Source organism: Sphingomonas sp. Ell38C01 (genome assembly GCF_055231975.1).
On the sequence record NZ_JBUYVA010000001.1, the window covers coordinates 673,244 to 694,183 of the forward strand.

Annotated in this window: 20 protein-coding genes; 11 read left to right on the top strand and 9 right to left on the bottom strand. The window is 71.2% G+C overall.

The window, feature by feature from the left end; genetic code table 11:
- Nucleotides 1–21 precede the first annotated feature (21 nt).
- Entirely contained in the window at nucleotides 22–681 is a 660-nt protein-coding gene (locus ACV7NO_RS03270; protein WP_463404592.1) for a LuxR C-terminal-related transcriptional regulator, read from the bottom strand.
- Nucleotides 682–818: 137 nt separating this feature from the next.
- On the opposite strand from ACV7NO_RS03270, the gene ACV7NO_RS03275 reads away from it, so the two are divergent.
- The 9 genes from ACV7NO_RS03275 (at nucleotide 819) to ACV7NO_RS03315 (ending at nucleotide 9,580) form a co-directional block, all read left to right on the top strand.
- On the top strand, nucleotides 819–1,493 hold the full coding sequence (locus ACV7NO_RS03275; protein ID WP_463404593.1) for a response regulator: 675 nt from the start codon (nucleotides 819–821) through the stop codon (nucleotides 1,491–1,493).
- A gap of 88 nt (nucleotides 1,494–1,581) precedes the next feature.
- Entirely contained in the window at nucleotides 1,582–2,121 is a 540-nt protein-coding gene (locus ACV7NO_RS03280) for a Csu type fimbrial protein (protein WP_463404594.1), read from the top strand.
- Between the two features lie 7 nt (nucleotides 2,122–2,128).
- Nucleotides 2,129–2,629: a Csu type fimbrial protein gene (locus ACV7NO_RS03285; protein WP_463404595.1), complete on the top strand. Its 501-nt coding sequence runs from the start codon at nucleotides 2,129–2,131 to the stop codon at nucleotides 2,627–2,629.
- Between the two features lie 26 nt (nucleotides 2,630–2,655).
- Nucleotides 2,656–3,351, top strand: coding sequence for a fimbrial biogenesis chaperone (locus tag ACV7NO_RS03290; RefSeq protein WP_463404596.1), 696 nt, complete (start codon nucleotides 2,656–2,658; stop codon nucleotides 3,349–3,351).
- Between the two features lie 14 nt (nucleotides 3,352–3,365).
- The gene (locus tag ACV7NO_RS03295) at nucleotides 3,366–5,633 is read left to right on the top strand and encodes a fimbria/pilus outer membrane usher protein (RefSeq protein WP_463404597.1); all 2,268 of its coding nucleotides are present in this window, start codon (nucleotides 3,366–3,368) and stop codon (nucleotides 5,631–5,633) included.
- On the top strand, nucleotides 5,624–6,577 hold the full coding sequence (locus tag ACV7NO_RS03300; RefSeq protein ID WP_463404598.1) for a spore coat protein U domain-containing protein: 954 nt from the start codon (nucleotides 5,624–5,626) through the stop codon (nucleotides 6,575–6,577). Before ACV7NO_RS03295 ends, ACV7NO_RS03300 begins: the two co-directional genes overlap by 10 nt.
- A 171-nt stretch (nucleotides 6,578–6,748) precedes the next feature.
- On the top strand, nucleotides 6,749–7,519 hold the full coding sequence (locus ACV7NO_RS03305; RefSeq protein WP_463404599.1) for an SDR family NAD(P)-dependent oxidoreductase: 771 nt from the start codon (nucleotides 6,749–6,751) through the stop codon (nucleotides 7,517–7,519).
- A complete protein-coding gene (locus ACV7NO_RS03310) occupies nucleotides 7,516–8,733 on the top strand; it encodes an NAD(P)/FAD-dependent oxidoreductase (protein WP_463404600.1) in 1,218 nt (405 codons plus the stop codon). Before ACV7NO_RS03305 ends, ACV7NO_RS03310 begins: the two co-directional genes overlap by 4 nt.
- Nucleotides 8,734–8,743: 10 nt before the next feature.
- Nucleotides 8,744–9,580 carry a shikimate 5-dehydrogenase gene (locus tag ACV7NO_RS03315; RefSeq protein ID WP_463404601.1) on the top strand — a complete coding sequence of 279 codons (837 nt, stop codon included), beginning with the start codon at nucleotides 8,744–8,746 and terminating at the stop codon, nucleotides 9,578–9,580.
- A 27-nt stretch (nucleotides 9,581–9,607) separates the two neighbouring features.
- Here ACV7NO_RS03315 and ACV7NO_RS03320 read toward each other — a convergent pair whose 3' ends face one another.
- Entirely contained in the window at nucleotides 9,608–11,011 is a 1,404-nt protein-coding gene (locus ACV7NO_RS03320) for a sugar MFS transporter (protein ID WP_463404602.1), read from the bottom strand.
- 167 nt (nucleotides 11,012–11,178) lie between these two features.
- Between ACV7NO_RS03320 and ACV7NO_RS03325 the strand changes: the two genes are divergently transcribed.
- Both ACV7NO_RS03325 and ACV7NO_RS03330 read left to right on the top strand, forming a co-directional pair.
- Nucleotides 11,179–12,330 (top strand): aldose epimerase family protein, encoded by a 1,152-nt coding sequence (locus tag ACV7NO_RS03325; protein WP_463404603.1) that lies wholly within the window; start codon nucleotides 11,179–11,181, stop codon nucleotides 12,328–12,330.
- A 2-nt stretch (nucleotides 12,331–12,332) separates the two neighbouring features.
- Nucleotides 12,333–14,132 (top strand): IlvD/Edd family dehydratase, encoded by a 1,800-nt coding sequence (locus ACV7NO_RS03330; protein WP_463404604.1) that lies wholly within the window; start codon nucleotides 12,333–12,335, stop codon nucleotides 14,130–14,132.
- Nucleotides 14,133–14,268: 136 nt separating this feature from the next.
- Here ACV7NO_RS03330 and ACV7NO_RS03335 read toward each other — a convergent pair whose 3' ends face one another.
- The 7 genes from ACV7NO_RS03335 to ACV7NO_RS03365 all read right to left on the bottom strand — a co-directional run bounded on the left by ACV7NO_RS03335 (nucleotide 14,269) and on the right by ACV7NO_RS03365 (nucleotide 20,895).
- The gene (locus ACV7NO_RS03335) at nucleotides 14,269–14,979 is read right to left on the bottom strand and encodes a FadR/GntR family transcriptional regulator (RefSeq protein WP_463404605.1); all 711 of its coding nucleotides are present in this window, start codon (nucleotides 14,977–14,979) and stop codon (nucleotides 14,269–14,271) included.
- Between the two features lie 64 nt (nucleotides 14,980–15,043).
- Complete coding sequence (gene araD1, locus ACV7NO_RS03340; protein WP_463404606.1) at nucleotides 15,044–16,024, bottom strand: AraD1 family protein; 981 nt, start codon at nucleotides 16,022–16,024, stop codon at nucleotides 15,044–15,046.
- A complete protein-coding gene (locus ACV7NO_RS03345) occupies nucleotides 16,021–17,601 on the bottom strand; it encodes an aldehyde dehydrogenase (NADP(+)) (RefSeq protein ID WP_463404607.1) in 1,581 nt (526 codons plus the stop codon). Before ACV7NO_RS03345 ends, araD1 begins: the two co-directional genes overlap by 4 nt.
- A 103-nt stretch (nucleotides 17,602–17,704) precedes the next feature.
- Nucleotides 17,705–18,418: a FadR/GntR family transcriptional regulator gene (locus ACV7NO_RS03350; protein ID WP_463404608.1), complete on the bottom strand. Its 714-nt coding sequence runs from the start codon at nucleotides 18,416–18,418 to the stop codon at nucleotides 17,705–17,707.
- Between the two features lie 34 nt (nucleotides 18,419–18,452).
- Complete coding sequence (locus ACV7NO_RS03355) at nucleotides 18,453–19,394, bottom strand: Gfo/Idh/MocA family protein (RefSeq protein WP_463404609.1); 942 nt, start codon at nucleotides 19,392–19,394, stop codon at nucleotides 18,453–18,455.
- On the bottom strand, nucleotides 19,391–20,023 hold the full coding sequence (locus tag ACV7NO_RS03360; protein ID WP_463404610.1) for a 2-dehydro-3-deoxy-6-phosphogalactonate aldolase: 633 nt from the start codon (nucleotides 20,021–20,023) through the stop codon (nucleotides 19,391–19,393). The genes ACV7NO_RS03355 and ACV7NO_RS03360 overlap by 4 nt, the downstream gene beginning before the upstream one ends.
- A complete protein-coding gene (locus tag ACV7NO_RS03365) occupies nucleotides 20,020–20,895 on the bottom strand; it encodes a 2-dehydro-3-deoxygalactonokinase (protein ID WP_463404611.1) in 876 nt (291 codons plus the stop codon). Before ACV7NO_RS03365 ends, ACV7NO_RS03360 begins: the two co-directional genes overlap by 4 nt.
- Nucleotides 20,896–20,940: the final 45 nt, after the last annotated feature.

Genomic DNA, 20,940 nt, shown 5'->3' on the forward strand with positions numbered 1-20,940 from the left:
CCGCGCCTCCGTAGGGCGGGGTCACGGCGACGTCGGACTCGTCAGGGGCTGGTTTGACGACTGTCCCATCAGCGGCTGGACGGCGAGCAGTGCCCGGGCGCGGTTCCTCACCCCCATCTTGCGATAGATCGCGGTGAGGTGCGCCTTGATCGTCGCTTCGGTCACGTCGAGCGCGCGCGCGATCTCCTTGTTCGAGCGGCCGTCCGCCAGCGCGAGAAGGACTCCGCGCTGCGCCGCCGACAAGGTGCCGATCCGCGCGCGCGCGGCTTCCACCGAGGGCGAGGCGACCGCGCTGTCGGGAAAGCAGGTTCCGCCCTGGTCGATCGTACGCAGGCGGGTGGCGATCATGTCGAGCGGCAGGCTCTTGAACAGATATCCCGCAGCGCCGAGCGCCTTGGCCGCATCGATCAGCGAAGGATCCTCGCGCGCGGAAACGATGACGATCGGCGCCGCCGGATCGAGCGCCTGAAGCGCGAGCAGGCCCGAATAGCCGTGCGCGTCAGGCAGCTGGAAATCGAGCAGGATCATGCGGAAACCCTCGCGCGTCCGAACCGGCGACGCCCGAACCTGCGAGATAGCCTCGCCGATGGAACCGACGCCGATCGTGGTGCTGCCCTGAAGCGCGGCACGAGCGGCGAGCGACAACCCCTCACGCGCGAGGGGATGATCGTCTGCGACCATGACGCGACCGCCCGCTTTCACTGATAGGTCCCTGTGTTTCCCCGCCTCTCGGGATGTATCGTCCACAATCTATCTTTCCTTGCAACGTTCCTATGTCGAGGGTGTTCGCCTCGGTTATGGATATTTCTCCAGATAATGTGAGCGAGCGGCCCCATGTCCTGGTGGTCGACGACACCGCGCTCCACCGTCAGTTCGCCACGACCGTACTGGAGGCCGCAGGGTGGCAGGTATCGACCGCGGCGGACGGAGCGGCGGCGCTGGCGGCACTCGCGCGCGGGCCGTCGCTGGTGCTGATGGACCTGCACATCGAGGGGATGAGCGGGGTCGAGATCGCAGCCGCGATCCGCCAGCGCGACGCCGCCGCGGCGGCGGTGACCATTCTGGCCTATACCACCACGCGCCTGACGAGTCCCGATATCCTGATCGCGCGCGGGTTCGACGGTTTCGTCGCCAAGCCGTGCACCCCGTCCGAACTGGTCGCGGCGGCGGCGCGCTGGAAGCCGGCGGGGGCAACGATCCTGGCACGGCTGGAAAGCAATCTGGGCGAGACGGCTATCCGTCGCGTCACCGCAGGGTTTCGCGACCTGCTGGTCGAGGCGCTCGCGACCCCTGCGAGCCAAGACGTGACGTCGGTCGCGCACCGGGTTGCTGGGCTGGCGGGGACGCTGGGGTTCGCGGCGGCGGGGCAGGCATGGCTGGCGGTATCGGAGGGGGTCGAATCGGCGATGCCCGATGCGCGGCGCGAGGCGCGCCGGGCGATCGCCGCGATCGATCGGCAATCCATGTCAGGCGATCCTACGACTTCGGTCTAATTCGAGAAGCTCCTGAAAAAACGGTAAGATTCCTTTTACCGGCACCCGCCGAAGCCATCCTCGTCAATCCGAACGAGGAGCCGAACACATGGTCAGATCCGCCGCCTTCCAGCATGCCGTCGCCATCGCGACGGCCGCCACCGCCTTCGCCGCGACGCCCGCGACCGCCGACAATGCGGTGGGCACGATCGGCGTTTCGCTCGTCGTCACCAGCGCGTGTGTCGTCAATGGCGCGCAACAGCTCCAGTCGAACCTGGGATCGATCGGCGACATCAATTTTCCCGACCAGCCTGGCATCTTCGGCAATGTCGACGGGCAGCTCGTCGGCTCGCTCGGCGCGTTGTCGGTGCTCTGCTCGCCCGGCGTCTCGCCGCAGCTGACGATCGGCGCGGGCGCGAACGACGCGGCGGGCAAGCGGCACATGATCTCGAGCGGCAACCTGCTCGACTATCGGCTGTTCCGCGATGCGCAGCGTACCAGCGAGTTGACGATCGGGAGCAACATCGCGCTTGGCACCGCGACCACCACGCCGTTCACCGTGCCGATCTACGCGCGCGTGACGACCGCGGGATCGGTGATCGCGGCGGGGCGGTATACCGATACCGTCCAGGTCACGCTGACCTGGTGAGGCTGCGATGCGGGTCCTCCCTGTCCTGATCGCCTGCGCGGTGTCCGCCGCGACGCCCGTGGGCGCGGAGACGACGCGGTCCTTCGAGGTGAGCGCGCGCGTGGTCGCGGGGTGCCTCGTCGCGACCGACGCCGGCGGGCACTGGGGCACGATCAACCTGGGCAGCGTGCCCGGCGTATCGGGCACCAGCGCGGAGGCGACGCTGGTTTCCACCGCAGGCGCGGGCGTTGCGATCGAATGCACGCCGGGGCTGGCGGCGTCGCTGTCGGCGGACGGGGGGGATCATGCGGAGGGCGAGGAGCGCTTCCTGATGCGCGGCGGCGGCGCGGCGACGATCCGGTATCGCCTGTACGCGAACGGCGCGACGACGCCCTGGGCGATCGCGAGCGGCGTGCCGCTGGTGTTCGGCACCGGGCGGACGCTCGTCCCGATCCGCGCGGTCGCGACGCTCGCGGGGCCGGCGGCCGGCACCTATACCGACACCGTCCGCGTCACGCTGAGCTGGTGATGACGCGCGCAAGCGGATCCACGATCATGCGACATCTCGCTTCCCTCGCGCTGCTGGCGTGCCTGCCCTCTGCGGCGGACGCCTCCGCGGTCGTCCTCTGGCCGGTCGATCCGATACTTCGCGCGGGCGAGCAGGCGACCGCCTTGTGGCTGGAGAACAAGGGCGATGCGCCGGTGACGCTGCAGGTGCGCACCTTCGCCTGGTCGCAGCCGCAGGGCGAGGACCGGCTCGACACGCAGGCGGCGGTGATCGCGAGCCCGCCGATCGCGACCGTGGCGCCGGGCGCGCGCCAGCTGGTGCGGATCATCCGCCGCGCGCCGGGCGCGGAGCCCGAGAGCGCGTACCGGCTGCTGATCGACGAACTTCCCGCGCCGCCGCCGACGACGCCCGATGCGACGCCGCAGGCGCGGCTGGCGGTGCAGATGCGCTATTCGGTGCCGCTGTTCGCCTATGCGGGGGTGCCGGGCGTGGCGCAGCTCGACGCGCAGATCGCGAACGGCGCGCAGGGGCGCGTGCTGACGATCCGCAACACCGGGGCGCTCCACGCGCGGCTGACCGACCTGCGGCTGGTGACGAACGGGCACGAGACGGTCGTGAAGGCGGGGCTGGCGGGTTATGTGCTGGCGGGGGCGACGGTGACGATCGCGCTGCCGGGCGAGGGGACGGGGACGGTGAAGGCCGGGGTGAACGGGATCGACCAGATCCTGGGCCCGGTCGTCTGATCGCGTGCGACCCGATGCGCGCGTTCCCCCTCGTCGCGGTGCTGCTGGCGTCGGCCGCGCATGCGGAGGCGCCGGTGACGGGACTCCCCGCAGGGCCTGCCGCGCTGTTCGTCGAGCTGGTAGTCAACGGGCAGGCGGGCGGCGCGATCGCCAGCGTGACACAGGAGGGCGAGCGGCTGCTGGTCGCCGCGGCGGACCTGCGCGCGGCGGGGATCGCGGTGCCGGGCGAAGGCGCGATCGACGTCGCGCACTTCGCCGCGATGCATACGACCTATGACGCGGCGGGCCAGCGGCTGCTGATCGACGTGCCCGCGGCGCTGCTGCCGCTGCGGCGGATCAGCGCGCCCGCGGAGGCGCCGCTGCTGCCGAGCGTCGATGTCGGCGCGCTGCTGAACTACGACGTGTACGTCCAGTCGTCGGGAGGCGAGACGAGCGCGTCGCTATGGACCGAGCAGCGTGCATTCGGCGCGTTCGGGACGATCGCCAACACCGGGATCGTCACCGCCGGAAGCACGGGGCGCGACGGCTATGTCCGGCTCGACACGCGCTATCAATGGACCGACGAGCGGCGCGCGCTGGAGCTGAATGCGGGCGACCTCATCACGCGCGCGCTGCCGTGGAGCACCGCGGTGCGGATCGGCGGGGTGCAGCTGTCGCGCAGCTTCGCGCTGCGCCCCGATCTCGTCACCGTGCCGCTGCCGAGCTTCGCGGGCGAGGCGGCGGTGCCGACCGGGGTGGACCTGTTCATCAACGGCTATCGCCAGACGCGCGCCGACGTCGCGTCGGGGCGGTTCGTGCTCGATTCGGTGCCGGTGGTGAACGGCGCGGGCGAGGCGCGGATCGTGACGACCGACGCGGTGGGGCGCCAGATCGCGACCGTCATCCCCTTCTATGTCGCGCCCGACCTGTTGCGGCCGGGGCTGACCGACTTCTCGGTCGAAGCCGGGGCGTTGCGGCGAAACTACGGGCTGGCGAGCTTCGACTATGGTCGCGCGGTGGCGTCGGCGTCGGTCCGGCACGGCATCGCGCAGACGCTGACGCTGTCGGGGCATGCCGAGGCGACCGACGGGATGGCCGGTATCGGCGTCGGTGCGGCGTGGGCGCCGGGACTGTGGGGCGCGCTGAGCGGTGCGGTGGTAATGAGCAGCGCGCCGGGCGCGAGCGGCACGCAGGTGACCGCGGGATACAGCTATGCCGGACGGCGCTTCTCGATCGGCGCGGAGCATGTCGAGCGCAGCGACGGCTTCACCGACCTGGGCGGCTATGATGTCGGGCGGTTTACCGGCAGCGTGCGCAGCGACCGGGTGAGCGTGAGCGTCCCGATCGAGGGCGTGGGCGCGTTCGGCGCGGGCTATATCGCGTCGCGACTGCGCAGCGGCGACAGCGTCCAGCTCGCCTCCGCCTCGTTCAGCCGGCCGCTGGGGCGGCGCGCCTCCGCGTTCGGCGCGGCGGATTATGATTTCGAGCGCGGCACGCTGAGCGCGCAGCTGCGCGTGGTGCTGCCGTTCGGGCGGACCGCGGTGGCGAGCGCGGGCGTGGCGCGCGAGGCGGACGGCGCGGTGCGGTTCCAGGCGAGCGTCGCGCGCGCGGTGCCGACATCGGGAGGGCTCGGCTATGCCGGCGACATCGCCTATACCACGCGGGGGCAGGCGATCGGCCAGGCGAGCGGAACGTGGCGCGGCGCGTCCGTCCAGATCGACGCGGGCGCGGCGAGCGCGGGGCGCGCGCAGACGCTGTGGGGCGGCGCATCGGGATCGGTCGCGCTGCTCGACGGGCGCGTGTTCGCGGCGAACGCGCTGCCGGGCGCGTTCGCGCTGGTGGCGACCGGGATGCCGGGGGTGCCGGTCTATTACGAGAACCAGCGGATCGGCGAGACGGGGGCGGGCGGACGGTTGTTCGTCGCCAACGTCGCGGCGCGGCATGCCAGCCGGTTCGCGATCGATCCCCTGGGGCTGCCGATCGGCGCCGAGGCGGCGGCGACCGAGGCGCGCACCGCGTTGCGCGCGGGCACCGGCGCGGTGGTGCGGCTGCCGGTACGCGTCCGGCACAGCGTGACCGCGCGCCTCGTCGATGCGGCCGGCGTGCCGATCGCGGCGGGATCGATCGCGATGCTCGGGGGCGGGCTGGGCGTGCCGATCGGGTGGGACGGGGTGGTGCTGGTCGAGGATGCCGCGGGGCCGGTCGACCTGACGGTGCGCACCGTGGCGGGCGCATGTCGCGCGACGCTCCCGCAAGCGGCGGTGGGCGCGATGGTGGATGTCGGAGATGTCGTATGTCGCTGATCCTGCGCGTGATCGCGCTGCTGGCGCTCGCGACGGTCGCGGTGCCTGCGCAGGCGGCGTGTACGCTTGCGACCGCGGTAAGCGCGGATCTGGGTACGCGTACCTCGTACGAGCTACGCGGCGGGATGGTGCCGACGGTGTCCGCGCCCCAGACGCTCGCATGCAGCGGATCGATCCTCAGCCTCGTCTCCACCGACTATGCGATCGCGACGACGACCAGCACGAACGCTTTCCAGCTGCGATCGCCGGCGGGACGGACGATCGCGTACCGGCTGTCGGCGGATGCGGCGGGCGCCTATGCGTTCACGCAGGGGGGCAGCATCAACTATCTCGATTCCACCCTGCTGGGGCTGCTCGGGATCCTGAACGGCAACGCGTTCGTGCCGACGATGTACGCGGCGGTGACGGGCGCGCCGAACGTACCCGCGGGAACTTATACCGACGTGGTGACGATCCAGTGGTCCTGGCAGATCTGCCGCGGCATCGGGCTGGGCGGGCTGTGCGTGCTGTCGGAGCGCAACAGCGGGACGACGACGCTGACGGTGTCGCTGACCGTGGCGAAGGATTGCCGGATCGCGGCCCCCGCGGTGGCGTTCGGCGCCGCGCCGCTCGCGCGGCAGTTCGCAAGCGTGACGCAGGCGGTAGCGGTCGACTGTACCGAGGGCACGGCGTTCACCGTCGCGTTCACCGGGGGATCGGCGGGAAACGCGCGGCCGTGGCGGCGGATGGCGGACGGCGCGGGACATGTTCTGCGCTACAATCTGTATCGCGCCGACGGGGTGACGATCTGGGACGAGAACAACCCGCTGGCCTCCGCCGCGGCGGGAACGGGCGCGACCACGCCGATGCTGTTCCACACCTATGTCGCGCGCGTCGATCCCGACCAGGCGACGCCACCGGCGGGGAGCTATACCGATACGGTGAGCGTGGTCGTGGGGTTCTAGACCGGATCGAGGGATCGTCCTGCACGTCACCCCGGAGCAGGTCGGCGGTGACGGCGTTGTCGGGGCGATCCCGTCTCAGGCAGGGCGGGAGGGCCGTCTTGCATCGGTCTCGTCAATCCGCGTACGGCGGTCGCGAAGCCGGGCGTCGATCCGGACGCGGCGGAGACGGGCATGACGGGGGGATTCGATCTTTCGGGGCGCGTGGCGCTGGTGACCGGCGCGTCGTCCGGCATCGGGCGCGGGTTCGCGCGGATGCTGGCGGCGGCGGGCGCGGCGGTGGTGGCCGGTGCGCGGCGGACCGCGATGCTCGACACGCTGGTCGCCGAGATCGCGGCCGGTGGCGGCCGCGCGCTCGCGGTGGCGATGGACGTCGCCGACGAAGCGTCGACGATCGCGGCCTTCGATGCCGCCGCGGACGCGTTCGGCGTGGTCGATACCGTCGTGGCGAATGCGGGGATGAGCGCGCCGGGCAGCGCGCTGGGGCTCGACGCCGATGCCCTCGACCGGGTGTTGGCGGTGAACGTGCGTGGCGTGTTCCTGACCGCGCGCGAGGGCGCGCGGCGGATGGTCGCGGCGGGGAGCGCGGATACCGGGCGGGGGCGCATCGTCCTGATCTCGTCGATCACCGGCGCGTGGGTTCCCGCCGGAACCGCCGCCTATGCCGCGAGCAAGGCCGCGGTGAACCAGATGGGCCGTGCGATGGCCAAGGACTGGGCGGGCAAGGGGATCAACGTCAACATCCTGGCGCCGGGCTACATGATGACCGACATGACCGACGATATGTGGGACCTGCCGATGGGCCGGAAGCTGCTGGCGCAGTTCCCGCGCGGCCGAGTGATGGGCGCCGGCGCGCTCGATCCGATGCTGGCGTATCTGTGTTCGGACGCGAGCGCGGAGGTGACGGGCTCCGTCTTCACGATCGACGACGGGCAGACCTTGTGAGCGGCGTCGTCATCGTCGGCGCGGGGCATGCGGGCGCGGCGTGCGCGATCGCGCTCCGGCAACAGGGCCATGCGGGCCCGATCACGATGCTGGGGGCGGAGCCCGAGCTGCCGTACGAACGCCCGCCGCTGTCGAAGGAGTATCTGGCGGGGTACAAGCCGTTCGAGCGGCTGCTGATCCGGCCCGCCGATTTCTGGGCGCAACGCGACGTGGCGATCGAACGCGATACCCGCGTCGTCGCGGTCGACCCGGTCGCGCACCGGGTGACCGCGGCGGACGGGCGGACGTTCGCCTATGCGCATCTCGTCTGGGCGACGGGGGGCGAGCCGCGGCGGCTGGCGTGCGACGGGCACGATCTGGCGGGCGTCCATACCGTTCGCACGCGCGCGGATGCGGACCGGATGCGCGCGGAGCTGGAAACCGCGACGCGCATCGTCGTGATCGGGGGCGGCTATATCGGGCTGGAAGCGGCGGCGGTGCTCGCCAAGTCCGGCAGGCAGGTGGTGCTGCTCGAGGCGCTCGACCGCGTGCTCGCGCGCGTCGCGGGGCCGGCGCTGTCGGCGTTCTTCGCGGACGAGCACCGCGCGCACGGGGTCGCGGTGCGGTTCGGAGCCGCGGTGGCCTGTCTCGAGGGCGAGGACCGCGTGACGGGGGTGCGGCTGGCGGATGGCACGGTGCTGGCGGCGGACATGGTCGTGGTCGGCGTCGGGATCGTGCCCGCGGTCGAGCCGCTGATCGCCGCGGGGGCTGCGGGGGGCAACGGGGTCGACGTCGATGCGCAGTGCCGCACCTCGCTGGCGGGCATATTCGCGATCGGCGACTGCGCGCGGCATGCGAACCGTTTCGCGGACGGGGCATGGGTACGGCTGGAATCAGTGCAGAACGCGAACGACCAGGCGGGCGTCGCGGCGCGCGCGATCTGCGGCGTCGAGACGGCGTACGACGCGGTGCCGTGGTTCTGGTCGAACCAGTATGACCTGAAGCTCCAGACGGTAGGATTGTCGACCGGGCACGACGCAGCGCTGGTGCGGGGCGATCCGGCGACGCGCAGCTTCTCGGTGGTGTATCTGAAGGGCGGGCGGGTGATCGCGCTCGACTGCGTCAACGCGGTCAAGGATTACGTCCAGGGGCGCAAGCTGGTCGAGGCGGGGCTGGTCGCGGATCCGGCGGTGCTCGCCGACGCGACGGTTCCGTTGAAGACAATGGTGGGATAGGCAGGGTGGCATGACCACCAGACCCCCGATCGGCCCGGCGACGCGGCTGTGCATGTCGCTGGCGGCACGGCCGGGAACGTTCGGATCGCGCTTCCACAACCGGCTCTACGACCTGCTCGGGCTCGACTATGTCTACAAGGCGTTCACGACGACCAACCTGGCGGGCGCGATCGGCGGCATCCGCGCGCTGGGCGTGCGCGGGTGTGCGGTGTCGATGCCGTTCAAGGAAGCGGTGATCCCGATGCTCGACGGGCTCGCGGGATCGGCGGCGGCGATCGACAGCGTCAACACGATCGTCAACGACGCCAACGAACATGGGGGCGTGCTGACCGGGCACAACACCGACTACAGCGCGGTGCGGACGTTGCTCGACGAGGCGGCGGTCGACCCGGCACTCGCGTTCGTGCTGCGCGGATCGGGCGGGATGGCGAAGGCGGTGGCGGCGGCGCTGCGCGACCGGGGGCACCGCGCGGGCACGATCGTCGCGCGCAATGCGGAGGCCGGGCGCGCGCTGGCGGACGCCTGTGGATTCGCGTGGGCGGCGGAGGTCGGCGATCTGGTCGCGCCGGTGCTGGTCAACGTGACGCCGCTGGGGATGCGCGGCGACCAGGCGGAGACGCTGGCGTTCCCGGAGGCGGCGATCGCGGCATGCGCGGTGGCGGTCGACGTGGTCGCGATCCCGGCGGAGACGCCGTTCCTGAAGGCGGCGCGGGCGGCGGGGAAGCGGTGCGTGGCGGGGGATGCGATCGCGCTGCTCCAGTCGCTCGAGCAGTTCGTGCTGTATACCGGGGTGACCCCGGACGCGGCACAGGTGGCGGACGCGGCGGCGTACGCGCGCGCAGGCTAGGTCCCGCGCGCATACGCCGCGCGATCCTCATGCGGTAGGTTCGACCGTCTCCTCGATCGCGTGCGTCGGGGCGTTGCGGGCGGCGCGGGCGTACCACAGAACGTAGAGGTAGCAGCCGAGCGGGACGATGAAAGCAAGCGAGCGCGCACCGTCGGTCGTCAGATAGGCGAACTGATCGATCACCGCGCCGTAGAGCACCGAGACGAACCCGCCGCCGCAGATCGCCATGCACATCAGCCCCGACGTCGCGGAGGCCGGCGCGGTCGAGCGCTCCAGCGTCAGCGTGAAGATCGTCGGGAACATGATCGAGTTGCACAGCCCCAGCAGCAACGCGGCGACGGCGGGAAGGAACCCCGTCGTCAGCGGTGCGACATGGCCGCCGGGCAGCGTGACCGTGCCGCCCAGCGGGGTCGCCGCCATGTCGAAGGTGCCGACGATGACGAGGCACAGCAGCGTCGCACCTGCGGCGACCAGCGTCAGCAGCGTCGTCGCCTTCACGTAGCGGAGCAGCACGCTGCCGCCGAACCGCCCGATCATCGCCAACAGCATGAACAGCGGCGCGACATAGCCCGCGACCTGCGCGGGGACGTCGAGGATCTGGCGCTGTTCGAGGAAGAAGATCATCCCCGAGATCACGCAGACCTCCGCGCCCACATAGAGGAAAATCGCGAGCGCGCCGAGATTGGCCCAGCGCGACCGCAGCGCCGACAGCGGCGATTCGACATGCGTGGCGAGCGCGGGCGCATGCGCGGCGATCGTCCGCCGCGCGAACACTACCGCGAGCGTGAAGATCGCGAGCACCACCGCGATCATCAGATAGACATGGGTGACGAAGCCGAGGCTGTCGGCCTTGAGCGCCGGCGTCAGCACCGCGTTCGGCGTGAACAGGTCGCCGCGCAGCAGATAGGCCGCGCCGAACGTGCCGCCGACATAGGCGCCGAGCGAATTGAACGCCTGGCTGAGGTTGAGCCGGAAATGCGATCCGCTGGGACTGCCCATCGACGCGATCAGCGGGTTGGCCGCGACCTGGAGCAGCGTGATTCCCGACGCCGCGACGAACAGCCCCAGCAGCACGGTGACGAAGCTGTTGGTGTAGGTCGTCGACCAGGCAACGAGACAACCCGCGACGACGCCCATCAGCCCGAGCACGATCGAATTGGCATAGCCGCGGCGCGACAGATACCAGGCCGAGGGGATCGACATCACGCCGTACGCGATGAAGAAGGCGAACTGGTTCAGCTGCGCCTCGAAATCGGTGAGCGTGTAGATCACCTTCATGCTCTTCACGAGCGGATCGATCAGGTTGGTGACGAACGCCCAGATGAAGAACAGCGCAGTCACATAGACCAGCGCGAGGATCACGCCCGCGCGCCTGCCCTGCGGCGCCGTCGGCGATCCCGCCACCGGTTGCGTTCCCATCGGTCCTGCCATCACCCTCGTCCCCTGACCTGTTAGTCTGCTGGCGCCACCGGTATCGCAGGACCCGTCTTGCGCCAACTGTATTTGTCTGACTATATGGAGAAAGAGGATCCGGTCAATGCCGGATGGCCGCGGCGGACGTTCCGATGCGGGGCGTGGTGTTCGGGAGAGAGGGTGTGATGACCGGTCGAACGACGCTGGCGCTGGCGCTTGGACTGGCGGGGTTCGCGCTTGCCGATCCTGCGATGGCGGCGACCGCGCAGCGCGCACCCGCGGGCACGTCGCCCGACGGCACCGCGATCGAGGCGATCACGCTGACGGGCGCGAACCGGGTGAACGCGACGATCCTGAGCTATGGCGCGACGCTCCAGTCGCTGTCCGGGCCCGATCGTGCGGGCAAGGTGGCGGACGTACTGCTCGGTTTCGACACCGCGAAGGACTATGTCGAGAAGCCCAATTATCTCGGGGTGACGGTGGGGCGCTATGCCAACCGCATCGGCAAGGGGACGTTCGCGCTCGACGGCACGCGCTACACGCTGGCGCTCAACGACAAGGGCAATTCGCTGCACGGCGGGACGGTCGGGTTCGACAAGCGCAACTGGCGCGTGGTATCGGTGGATCCCGGTGGCGCAGGGCGTGCGGCGGGCGTCGTGCTGGCGCTGACCAGTGCGGACGGGGACCAGGGCTATCCCGGCACGTTCGAGACGCGCGTGACCTATATGCTCGACGACAAGGGCGCGCTGACGATCCGGTTCGAGGGGACGACCGACAAGCCGACGATCGTCAACATGACGAACCACGCGATCTTCAACCTGGCTGGCGAGGGCGCGGCGCCCGGCGTGCTGGCGCACCGGCTGACGATCCCGGCGAAGGCGATCACCCCGGTCGACGCGACGCTGATCCCGACCGGCGCGTTGCGCCCGGTCGCGGGGACGGTGTTCGACTTCCGCAAGGCCCGCACGATCGGCGAGGGCGTGCGCGACGGGCGCGATCCGCAGATCGTGTTCGGTCGCGGCTACGACCATAATTTTGCGCTCGACAAGGGGTTGACCGCGACGCCGCAGCTGGCGGCGCGGCTGGAGGATCCCGCCTCGGGCCGGGTGCTGGACGTCGCGACGACCGAGCCGGGGGTGCAGGTGTATACCGGCAACTTCCTCGACGGCACGGTGACGGGCAAGCAGGGGCATCTGTACCGGATGGGCGACGGCATCGCGCTGGAACCGCAGAAATTCCCGGATTCCCCCAACAAGCCCGCCTTCGTTTCCGCCCGGGTCGATCCGGGCAAGCCCTATGTCCACACGATGATCTACACGCTTTCGGTGAGCCGCTGACCATGACGACGACGACCAACGCCCCCAAGCTGCGCAGCCGTGCGTGGTTCGACAATCCCGACAATATCGACATGACCGCGCTCTATCTGGAGCGCTACCTGAACTTCGGGCTGAGCCTAGAGGAGCTCCAGTCGGGCAGGCCGATCATCGGGATCGCACAGACCGGCAGCGACCTGTCCCCATGCAACCGCCACCACCTGGTGCTCGCCGAACGGCTGCGCGAAGGCATCCGCGAGATGGGCGGGATCGCGCTGGAGTTCCCGGTGCATCCGATCCAGGAGACGGGCAAGCGGCCGACCGCGGGGCTCGATCGCAACCTGGCCTATATGGGCCTCGTCGAGGTGCTGTACGGCTATCCGCTCGACGGCGTTGTGCTGACGATCGGATGCGACAAGACGACGCCGGCGTGCCTGATGGCCGCGGCGACCGTCAACATCCCCGCGATCGCGCTGTCGGTCGGGCCGATGCTCAACGGCTGGCACAAGGGCGAGCGCACCGGATCGGGCACGATCGTGTGGAAGGCGCGCCAGATGCTGGCGGCGGGCGAGATCGACGATGCGGAGTTCATCCGCCTCGTCGCGTCGTCGGCGCCGTCGACGGGCTATTGCAACACGATGGGCACCGCCTCGACCATGAACTCGCTGTGCGAGGCGCTGGGCATGTCGCTGCCGGGCTCCGCCGCGATCCCCGCGCCGTATCGCGACCGGCAGGAGGTGGCGTATCGCACCGGTCGCCGGATCGCCGAGATGGTGGCGGAGGACCTGAAACCCTCCGACATTCTGACGAAGGACGCGTTTCACAACGCGATCAAGGTCAATTCCGCGATCGGCGGATCGACCAACGCGCCGATCCACCTTGCCGCGATCGCGCGCCACATCGGCGTCGACCTGCCGATCAAGGACTGGGAGACCGAGGGGCACAAGGTGCCGCTGCTCGTCAATCTCCAGCCCGCGGGCGAGTATCTGGGTGAGGACTTCTATCGTGCGGGCGGCGTGCCGGCGGTGGTCAACCAGCTGATGGAACAGGGATTGATCGCGGAAGGCGCGGGCACCGTCAACGGGCGGACGATGGGCGACAATTGCCGCGGCTGGGCCATCGAGGACGAGAAGGTGATCCGGCCGTTCGCGACGCCGCTGGTCGAGGATGCGGGCTTCATCGTGCTGTCGGGCAATCTGTTCGACGCGGCGGTGATGAAGACCAGCGTGATCTCGCCGGAGTTTCGCGAGCGGTATCTGTCGACACCGGGCGACCTCGACGCGTTCGAGGGGCCGGCGGTGGTGTTCGACGGGCCGGAGGATTATCACGCGCGGATCGACGATCCGGCGACGGGGATCACGACCGAGACGCTGCTGTTCATGCGCGGCGCGGGGCCGATCGGCTATCCGGGCGCGGCGGAAGTCGTCAACATGCGGCCGCCGGCGTATCTCATCACCGAAGGCGTCCACGCGCTGCCGTGCATCGGCGACGGGCGGCAATCGGGCACGTCGGGCAGCCCCTCGATCCTCAACGCCTCGCCCGAGGCGGCGGCGATGGGCGGGCTCGCGCTGCTCAGGACGGGCGACCGGGTGCGGATCGACCTCAACACCGCGACCGCCAACGTGCTGATCCCGGACGCGGAACTGGAGCAGCGGCGCGCGGACCTCGTCGCGGCGGGCGGGTTCAAATACCCGGCCTCGCAGACGCCGTGGCAGGAGATGCAGCGCTCGGTGGTCGGGCAGATGAACACCGGCGCGATCCTGGAAGGCGCGGAGAAGTACCAGCGGATCGCGCAGACGATGGGGTTGCCGCGGGACAACCACTGAGGCGCGCGCCGTATGTTATGGTCGTCACACCAGCGAAGGCCGGGGGTGTGGTGGTGTGGGCGCAGGGGGCTTGCGTCGTAGCGATCCCAGCTTTCGCTGGGATGACGATGTCGGCGCGGTCTGAGGCAGGTGGCTCCTACCCTCGTTCCGGCAGCTCCATATCCGCGAGCGCCAGCCGGAGCAGTTCCGCCATCGCGGTGCGGGCTGCGTCCGCATCGGCGGCCGCGATGGCGGTGTAGACGCGCTCGTGATCGGGAAGCGGATCGCGGGGGAGGGCGCGTCGGCGCTGCTTGAAGCGCGTCGTCCACTGGACCGCGGCGCCGACGGTGCTCGCCAGCGCGGCGAGCGGCTCGTTGCGCGAGGCGGCGAGGAGCGCGCGGTGGAAGCGCTGGTCCGCGGCCTGCCCCTCGGCATGCGCGAGCCCGTGGCGTTCCATCACGTCGAGCGCGGCGCGCATTTCCGCCAGGTCGCGGCGATCGCGGCGGCGCGCGGCGAAGGCGCAGGCCGCGGGCTCGATCACGCCGCGCAGTTCGAACAGGTCGAGGATGAAGGCGGGATCGGGCTCGCCCTCGAACGTCCAGGCAAGGACGTCGGGATCGAGGAGGTTCCAGCGATGGCGCGGGTTGACGCGGGTGCCCGCCTTGGGCCGGCTCTCGACCAGCCCCTTGGCGGACAGGATGCGGATCGCTTCGCGATAGGCGGAGCGCGAGATGCCGAGCGCCTCGCTCGCCTCGATCTCGCCGCCCAGCACATGGCCGGGGGGATGCGTGCCGCCGACGATCTCGATGCCGATCGCGCGCGCGATCGTGCCGTGGATCCGGGGAGATACGCTACGCTCGTCGGCCAAATCCGTCTCCCTGTGCGGCGAGGCTATCGCACGCGCCGCACAGGGGGAAGCCCGGCCGCGCGGATCACAGCGCCCTGACGGTAACCGGCGCGGCCGGGGCGATCGCCAGCGGGTTGCGTACCGGGCGGGTGAAGGGCGCGGCCGAAACCTCGAACACGTCGCCCGGCTGCGTCGTCACGCCATCCGCGAACGACAGCGTCGCGGTGCCGAAGAAGTGGACATGGACGTCGCCCGGGCGACGGAAGACCGCGTTCTTGAAGTGGTGATGCTCGAGATTGGCGAGGCTGTGCGACATGTTCGCCTCACCCGAGACGAACGGCTTTTCCCACAGCAGCTGGCCGTCGCGCAGGATCCGGCTGGTGCCGCGAATGTCCTGCGGCAGCGCGCCGAGCAGGAGTTCGGGGCCGAGCGCGGCCTGGCGCAGCTTCGAATGCGCGAGCCACAGGTAATTGCCGCGCTCCGTGACGTGATCGGAGAATTCGTTGCCGAGCGCATGGCCGATCCGCACCGGGGTGCCGTCTTCGGCGATCAGGTAGATGCCCGCGATCTCGGGCTCCTCGCCGCCGTCGAGCGCGAAGGCGGGGCTGGCCAGCGCCTCGCCGGGGGCGACGAGGATGCTGCCGTCGCCCTTGTAGAACCATTCGGGCTGTGCGCCGACCGCGTCGCCTTCGGGCTTGCCGCCCTCGACGCCCATCAGGAACATCTTCATCGAATCGGTCGGCGCGGGGTTTTCGGTCGCGGCGCGGTGCATCTTGTCGCGCCCCTCGGCCGAGCCGAGATGCGTGAGGCCGGTGCCGCTGACGACGAGATGCGCCGAATCGGCATGGTCGATCGGCGCAAGCAGGCGGACCGCATCGAGATCGATCGCGTCGCCCAGCCGCGCCGCGGCATGCGCGGCGAGCGTCTCGCCCGCCGCGAGCGCGGCGTGCGCGAGCGCCAGCGTGGTGACGGCGCCGGTCACGCGGCGCGCGCTGCCGTCCGCGGCGATCGCGGCGACGCCGCGCGCGCCGTCGTCGAACTGGACGAGGCTGAGGACCGCGCTCACCGGGGCGAGCCTTCGCGCTTGCCGTCGATGCGGCGGGCGATGCCCCACGCGTTGTCGTCGCGGATCGCGGGCGGCAGCAGCGCGGTGCTCAGGTTCTGGAAGCAGACCGGGCGCAGGAAGCGCTCGATCGCGGCGGTGCCGACCGAGGTGGTGCGCCCGTCGCTCGTCGACGGGAACGGCCCGCCATGCACCATCGCGTGCGCGACCTCGACGCCGGTCGGCCACCCATTGGCGAGGATCCGCCCGACGCGCTGTGCGAGGACGGGGACGAGCGCGGCGGCGTCTGCCTCGTCGGCCGGATCGAGCTGGAGCGTCGCGGTGAGCTGGCCCTCGAGCTGCGCGACGACCCGCGTCAGCTCCGCCATGTCGGCGCAGCGAACGACGATCGACGACGAGCCGAACACCTCGTGGCCGAGCATCTTGTCCGCGAGGAAGCGCTGCGCATCCGTCTCGAACAGCGCGCCGACCGCCTGGTTGACGCCCTCGCCGACGGTGCCGCGCGCGACGGTCTTGACCGCCTCGTGCGTGGCGAGCGCGTCGACGCCCTTCTCGTAGCTGGCGTGGATGCCCGGCGACAGCATCGTGAGCGGCTGCGTCTTCGCCAGCGCGTCACCCGCGGCGGCGACGAACGCGTCGAGCGCGGGGGAGGCGACCGCGAGGACGAGGCCCGGATTGGTGCAGAACTGCCCCGCGCCCATCGTCAGCGACTGGACATAGGCGTCCGCCATCGCGGTCCCGCGCGCTTCGAGCGCGGCGGGGAAGAGGATGACGGGGTTGATGCTCGACATCTCGGCATAGACCGGGATCGGCTCGGCGCGCTTCGCCGCGATCGCGACGAGCGCGAGGCCGCCGCCGCGCGAGCCGGTGAAGCCGACCGCCTTGACGCGGCTGTCGGCGACCAGCGCCTCGCCCAGCGCGTTCGTCTCGCCGGGCAGGTACGAGAAGACGCCTGCGGGCAGCCCGGCCTTGTCGACCGCGGACCGGATCGCGCGCGCGACCATCTCGCCGGTGCCCGGATGCGCGGGGTGGCCCTTGACGATGACGGGGCAGCCCGCCGCCAGCGCGGAGGCGGTGTCGCCGCCCGCGACCGAGAAGGCGAGCGGGAAGTTCGACGCGCCGAACACCGCGACCGGTCCGATCGCGAGGTTCACGCGGCGCAGGTCGGGACGCGGCAGCGGCGCGCGATCGGGCATCGCGGGATCGATCGTCGCGTCGAGAAAGTCGCCCTGGCGGACGACCGAGGCGAACAGCTTGAGCTGGCCGACGGTGCGGCCGCGCTCGCCCTCCAGCCGGGCGCGGGGGAGGCCGCTTTCGGCCATCGCGCGGACGATCAGGTCGTCGCCGATCGCGACGATCGCGTCGGCGATCCCCTCGAGGAACGCGGCGCGCGTCTCGAGATCGGTCGCAGCGTAGGCGCGGAAGGCGGCGTCGGCGAGCGCACAGGCGTCGGCGACCGCGTCGGCGCTTGCGGACGAGAAGTCGCCGGGCAGCGTGTCGCCGGTCGCGGGATCGATCGCGGCGAACCGCGTATCGGCCTGGCGCGTGTCCGCGCCGATGAGGATGGCACCGTCGATCATGGGAAGCCTTTCGGGGAATAACTCGGACATATTTACGGGCGCGGGCGCGCGGATGCAAGCTCGGGCTATGATCGAGCTGTGTCGCGGCGCACGCGATCCGCCGCTACACCCCCAGCGACAATTCGGTATCCTCCTGCGCGTGGCGGACGAGCGCGATCGTGGCGTCGCGCGCGGCGTCGGCGTCGGAATCGGCGATCGCCTCGAACAGCGCGCGGTGCTGCGGCATCGAATCGCGCGGGCGGCGCGCCTTGCGGTACTTGAAGATCGTGGTCCAGCGGACCGCCGCGCCGATGCTGCCCGCGAGGCTGACGAGCAGTTCGTTGCCCGTCGCCTCGAGGATGATGCTGTGGAACGCCTGGTCCGCGGCCTGCCCGACCGGGTCGGCGAGGCCGTGCTCGCCCATCTGTTCGAGCGCATGGCCCATCCGCGAGAGCTGGCGCGGGGTGCGCGAGAGCGCGGCGAGCTCGGCGGCGGCGGGCTCGACGATCAGGCGGAGCTGGAACAGGCTGTGGACGAAGCCCGCAGGCGGCTCGCCCTCGAACATCCACGCCAGCAGGTCGGGATCGAGCAGGTTCCATTCGGCGCGGTCGCGGATGCGGGTGCCGGCGCGCGGCTTGCTTTCGAGCAGGCCCTTGGCGGCGAGCATCCGCAGCGCCTCGCGCACCACGCTGCGCGAGATGCCGCGCTGGTCCGCCAGTTCGTGCTCGCCGGGCAGGATCGATCCGGGCGCGTGGCGGCCGGTCGCGATCGCGATGCCCAGCTCGCGTGCCAGGATCGTGTGGCCGGGGCCGCGCCGGGCTTCTGTCTCGTCCGCCAATGTCGCGCGCCTCCCGTTCGCGATGTCCTTGCGCCTATTCGTCGAACGTCGCCACCGTCTCGCGCCGGCCGCGCAGGAACGCGTCGGCGACGTGGCGCAGGGGGGCGATGTCGACGTCGCTGGTGCCGGCGTGGATGACGTCGGCGAAACGCGCGTAGAGCCCGGGATATTCGCCGTGCAGCCCGTCGTGGCGCGTCGGGGTCGAGCCGTCGGGAAGCGTCAGCGTCGCGCCGCCGTCGGCGAGGCGAAGCGTGCCTGCGTCGGTCTCGACGACGATGTCCCAGTGCTGCGGACCTTCCTGCCGCCAGTCGAAATCGGCGGCGATCGGCGTGCCCGCGGTATCGCGAAAGGCGAGGCGCGCGGCGATCGGCGCCTGGCGGTTGGCGGGCACGTCCAGCACCGCATCCTCGATGAAGAACGGGCGCGGCAGGATGTGGGTGACGATCGAGAGCGCGTTGATGCCGGGATCGAACACGCCGAACCCGCCCGCTTCCCAGATCCAGGCCTGCCCCGGATGCCAGACGCGGACGTCCTCGCGCCACGTCACCGTCACGCGGTGGATGTGACGATCGGCGAGCCATGCGCGCGCGGGCGCGACCCCGGCGGCGTAGCGCGAATGCCAGCTGGCGAAGAGCGATGCGCCGCTGTCCGCGGCGGCGGCCTCGAGCGTGGCGACCTCGGCGAGCGTCGCGCCGGGGGGCTTTTCGAGGAAGACGTGCCAGCCCTGCGCCAGCGCGGTCGCGGCGATCGCGCGGCGGACCTGCGGCGGGGTGCACAGCGCGACCGCGTCGAGCATCGGGCCGCGCTCGATCAACGCCTCGACCGTCGGGAAGAAGGGCAGCTCGCCGACCGGGCCGCCGTGGCGGCTGACGGTGGCGACGAGATCGAAATCGGGGTTGGCGGCGATCGCGGGCAGATGCTGGTCGTGCGCGATCTTGCCCATGCCGATGACGGCGAGGCGGATCGGCGCGGTCATGCGCGGAGGGCCTTCACATAGGCGGCGGCGTCGCGCGCGACGTCGGCGGCGGGCTTGCCGGGCCTGTAGAGGTTGGAGCCGAGGCCGTAGCCGTCCGCCCCGGCGGCGCGCCAGGTGGCGAGCGTTTCGGGTGTGACGCCGCCGACCGCGAGGACGCGCACGTCCTTCGGCAACACCGCGCGCTGCGCCTTGAGGAAGGCGGGGGTGGTGCCGTCGGCGGGAAACAGCTTGAGCCCGTGCGCGCCCGCGGCGAGCGCGGCGAACGCCTCGCTGGGCGTGAAATAGCCGGGCAGCGAGACGAGACCGGCGGCGACGGTCGCCGCGATCACGGAGGGGTCGGTGTTGGGCGAGACGATGAGCGTGCCGCCCGCGGCCTTCACCTCGTTCACCTGCGCGGCCGTCAGCACGGTGCCCGCGCCGATCATCGCGCGCGGGCCGACGCGGCGCGCCATCGCGGCGATGCTGGCATGCGGGTCGGGCGAGTTGAGCGGGACCTCGATCAGCGTGAAGCCCGCGTCGACCAGCGCGTCGGCGACGTCCTCCGCCTCCGCCGGGGTGATGCCGCGCAGGATCGCGACGAGCGGACAGGCGGCGAAGGCGGCGTGGAACCGCGCGACAGGATCGGTCAACGGATCAACTCCCGGATCTGGTGGATGCCCGCCAGGAAGGCGGCGTGGCTGTCGACGCGGACGGCGGTGCCGCCCAGCGCCGCGATGGCGGTGGCGTAGAGATCGGCGAGCGTGCCGTCGGCGAGGAGATGGACGGCTTCGTGCGCCACGCTCCGCGCGCCGACATCGGCACCGATCAGGATGCCGCTGGCGAAGGCGGCGGCGTCCTCGGCTCGCAGGCGGCCGAGCAGGACGCGCGCACGCACCTCGAACAGCGCGCCCGTCAGGTCGATCGCGCCCGCGCCGCGCGCGAGGCCGTCGCGGAAGGCGGGGCCATCGGCGACCGTGCCGCCGAGCATGCCGGCGAGGATGCCATGGTCGCGGAGAAGCGCGAACAGCTCGCCCGTCATCGCGGTGGCGACGTCGACGATCCGTGCGGCATCGGTGCGCACCCATTTGTTGTGGGTGCCGGGCTGGCAGAACAGCGCGGTATCGGGGGCGAGCCCCGCGGCGATCGCGCCGAGCACCTGCACCTCCTCGCCGCGCATCACGTCGGCGCGGGTGTCGGTCAGGAGCGACACGCCGGGGACGATCGCGAGGTTCTCATCCTCGATCCGCAGCACCGCGGCGGCGAGCGCGGCGGCGTCGGCGGGGGCGGACACGTACGGCGCCTCGCGCCAGCCGCGGGTCGAGCCGACCATGCCGGCCGCGATCGCGGGGAGCGCGCCGTAGCGTGCGCGCAAAGCGGCGAGCTCGCCGGGATACGCACCGGACGCGATCGACAGCACGCCGCGGTCGTCGCGCACGCTGTCGCTCACCGTGCCGTCCGCAGCGACCAGCCAGGCGCGGCGGTTGGTGGTGCCCCAGTCGATCGCGATATAGGCGTCGTTCACGGTCGCAGGTTCCGTTCGGGCATGACCTCTCCTCTTGCGAATGAT

Excerpts from the sequence above, each read along its gene's own strand:
- ACV7NO_RS03270 (WP_463404592.1), bottom strand. The coding sequence starts at position 681 with ATGGTCGCAGACGATCATCCCCTCGCGCGTGAGGGGTTGTCGCTCGCC.
- ACV7NO_RS03280 (WP_463404594.1), top strand. The coding sequence starts at position 1,582 with ATGGTCAGATCCGCCGCCTTCCAGCATGCCGTCGCCATCGCGACGGCC.
- ACV7NO_RS03285 (WP_463404595.1), top strand. The coding sequence starts at position 2,129 with ATGCGGGTCCTCCCTGTCCTGATCGCCTGCGCGGTGTCCGCCGCGACG.
- ACV7NO_RS03290 (WP_463404596.1), top strand. The coding sequence starts at position 2,656 with ATGCGACATCTCGCTTCCCTCGCGCTGCTGGCGTGCCTGCCCTCTGCG.
- ACV7NO_RS03295 (WP_463404597.1), top strand. The coding sequence starts at position 3,366 with ATGCGCGCGTTCCCCCTCGTCGCGGTGCTGCTGGCGTCGGCCGCGCAT.
- ACV7NO_RS03300 (WP_463404598.1), top strand. The coding sequence starts at position 5,624 with ATGTCGCTGATCCTGCGCGTGATCGCGCTGCTGGCGCTCGCGACGGTC.
- ACV7NO_RS03305 (WP_463404599.1), top strand. The coding sequence starts at position 6,749 with ATGACGGGGGGATTCGATCTTTCGGGGCGCGTGGCGCTGGTGACCGGC.
- ACV7NO_RS03315 (WP_463404601.1), top strand. The coding sequence starts at position 8,744 with ATGACCACCAGACCCCCGATCGGCCCGGCGACGCGGCTGTGCATGTCG.
- ACV7NO_RS03320 (WP_463404602.1), bottom strand. The coding sequence starts at position 11,011 with ATGGCAGGACCGATGGGAACGCAACCGGTGGCGGGATCGCCGACGGCG.
- ACV7NO_RS03325 (WP_463404603.1), top strand. The coding sequence starts at position 11,179 with ATGACCGGTCGAACGACGCTGGCGCTGGCGCTTGGACTGGCGGGGTTC.
- ACV7NO_RS03330 (WP_463404604.1), top strand. The coding sequence starts at position 12,333 with ATGACGACGACGACCAACGCCCCCAAGCTGCGCAGCCGTGCGTGGTTC.
- ACV7NO_RS03345 (WP_463404607.1), bottom strand. The coding sequence starts at position 17,601 with ATGATCGACGGTGCCATCCTCATCGGCGCGGACACGCGCCAGGCCGAT.
- ACV7NO_RS03355 (WP_463404609.1), bottom strand. The coding sequence starts at position 19,394 with ATGACCGCGCCGATCCGCCTCGCCGTCATCGGCATGGGCAAGATCGCG.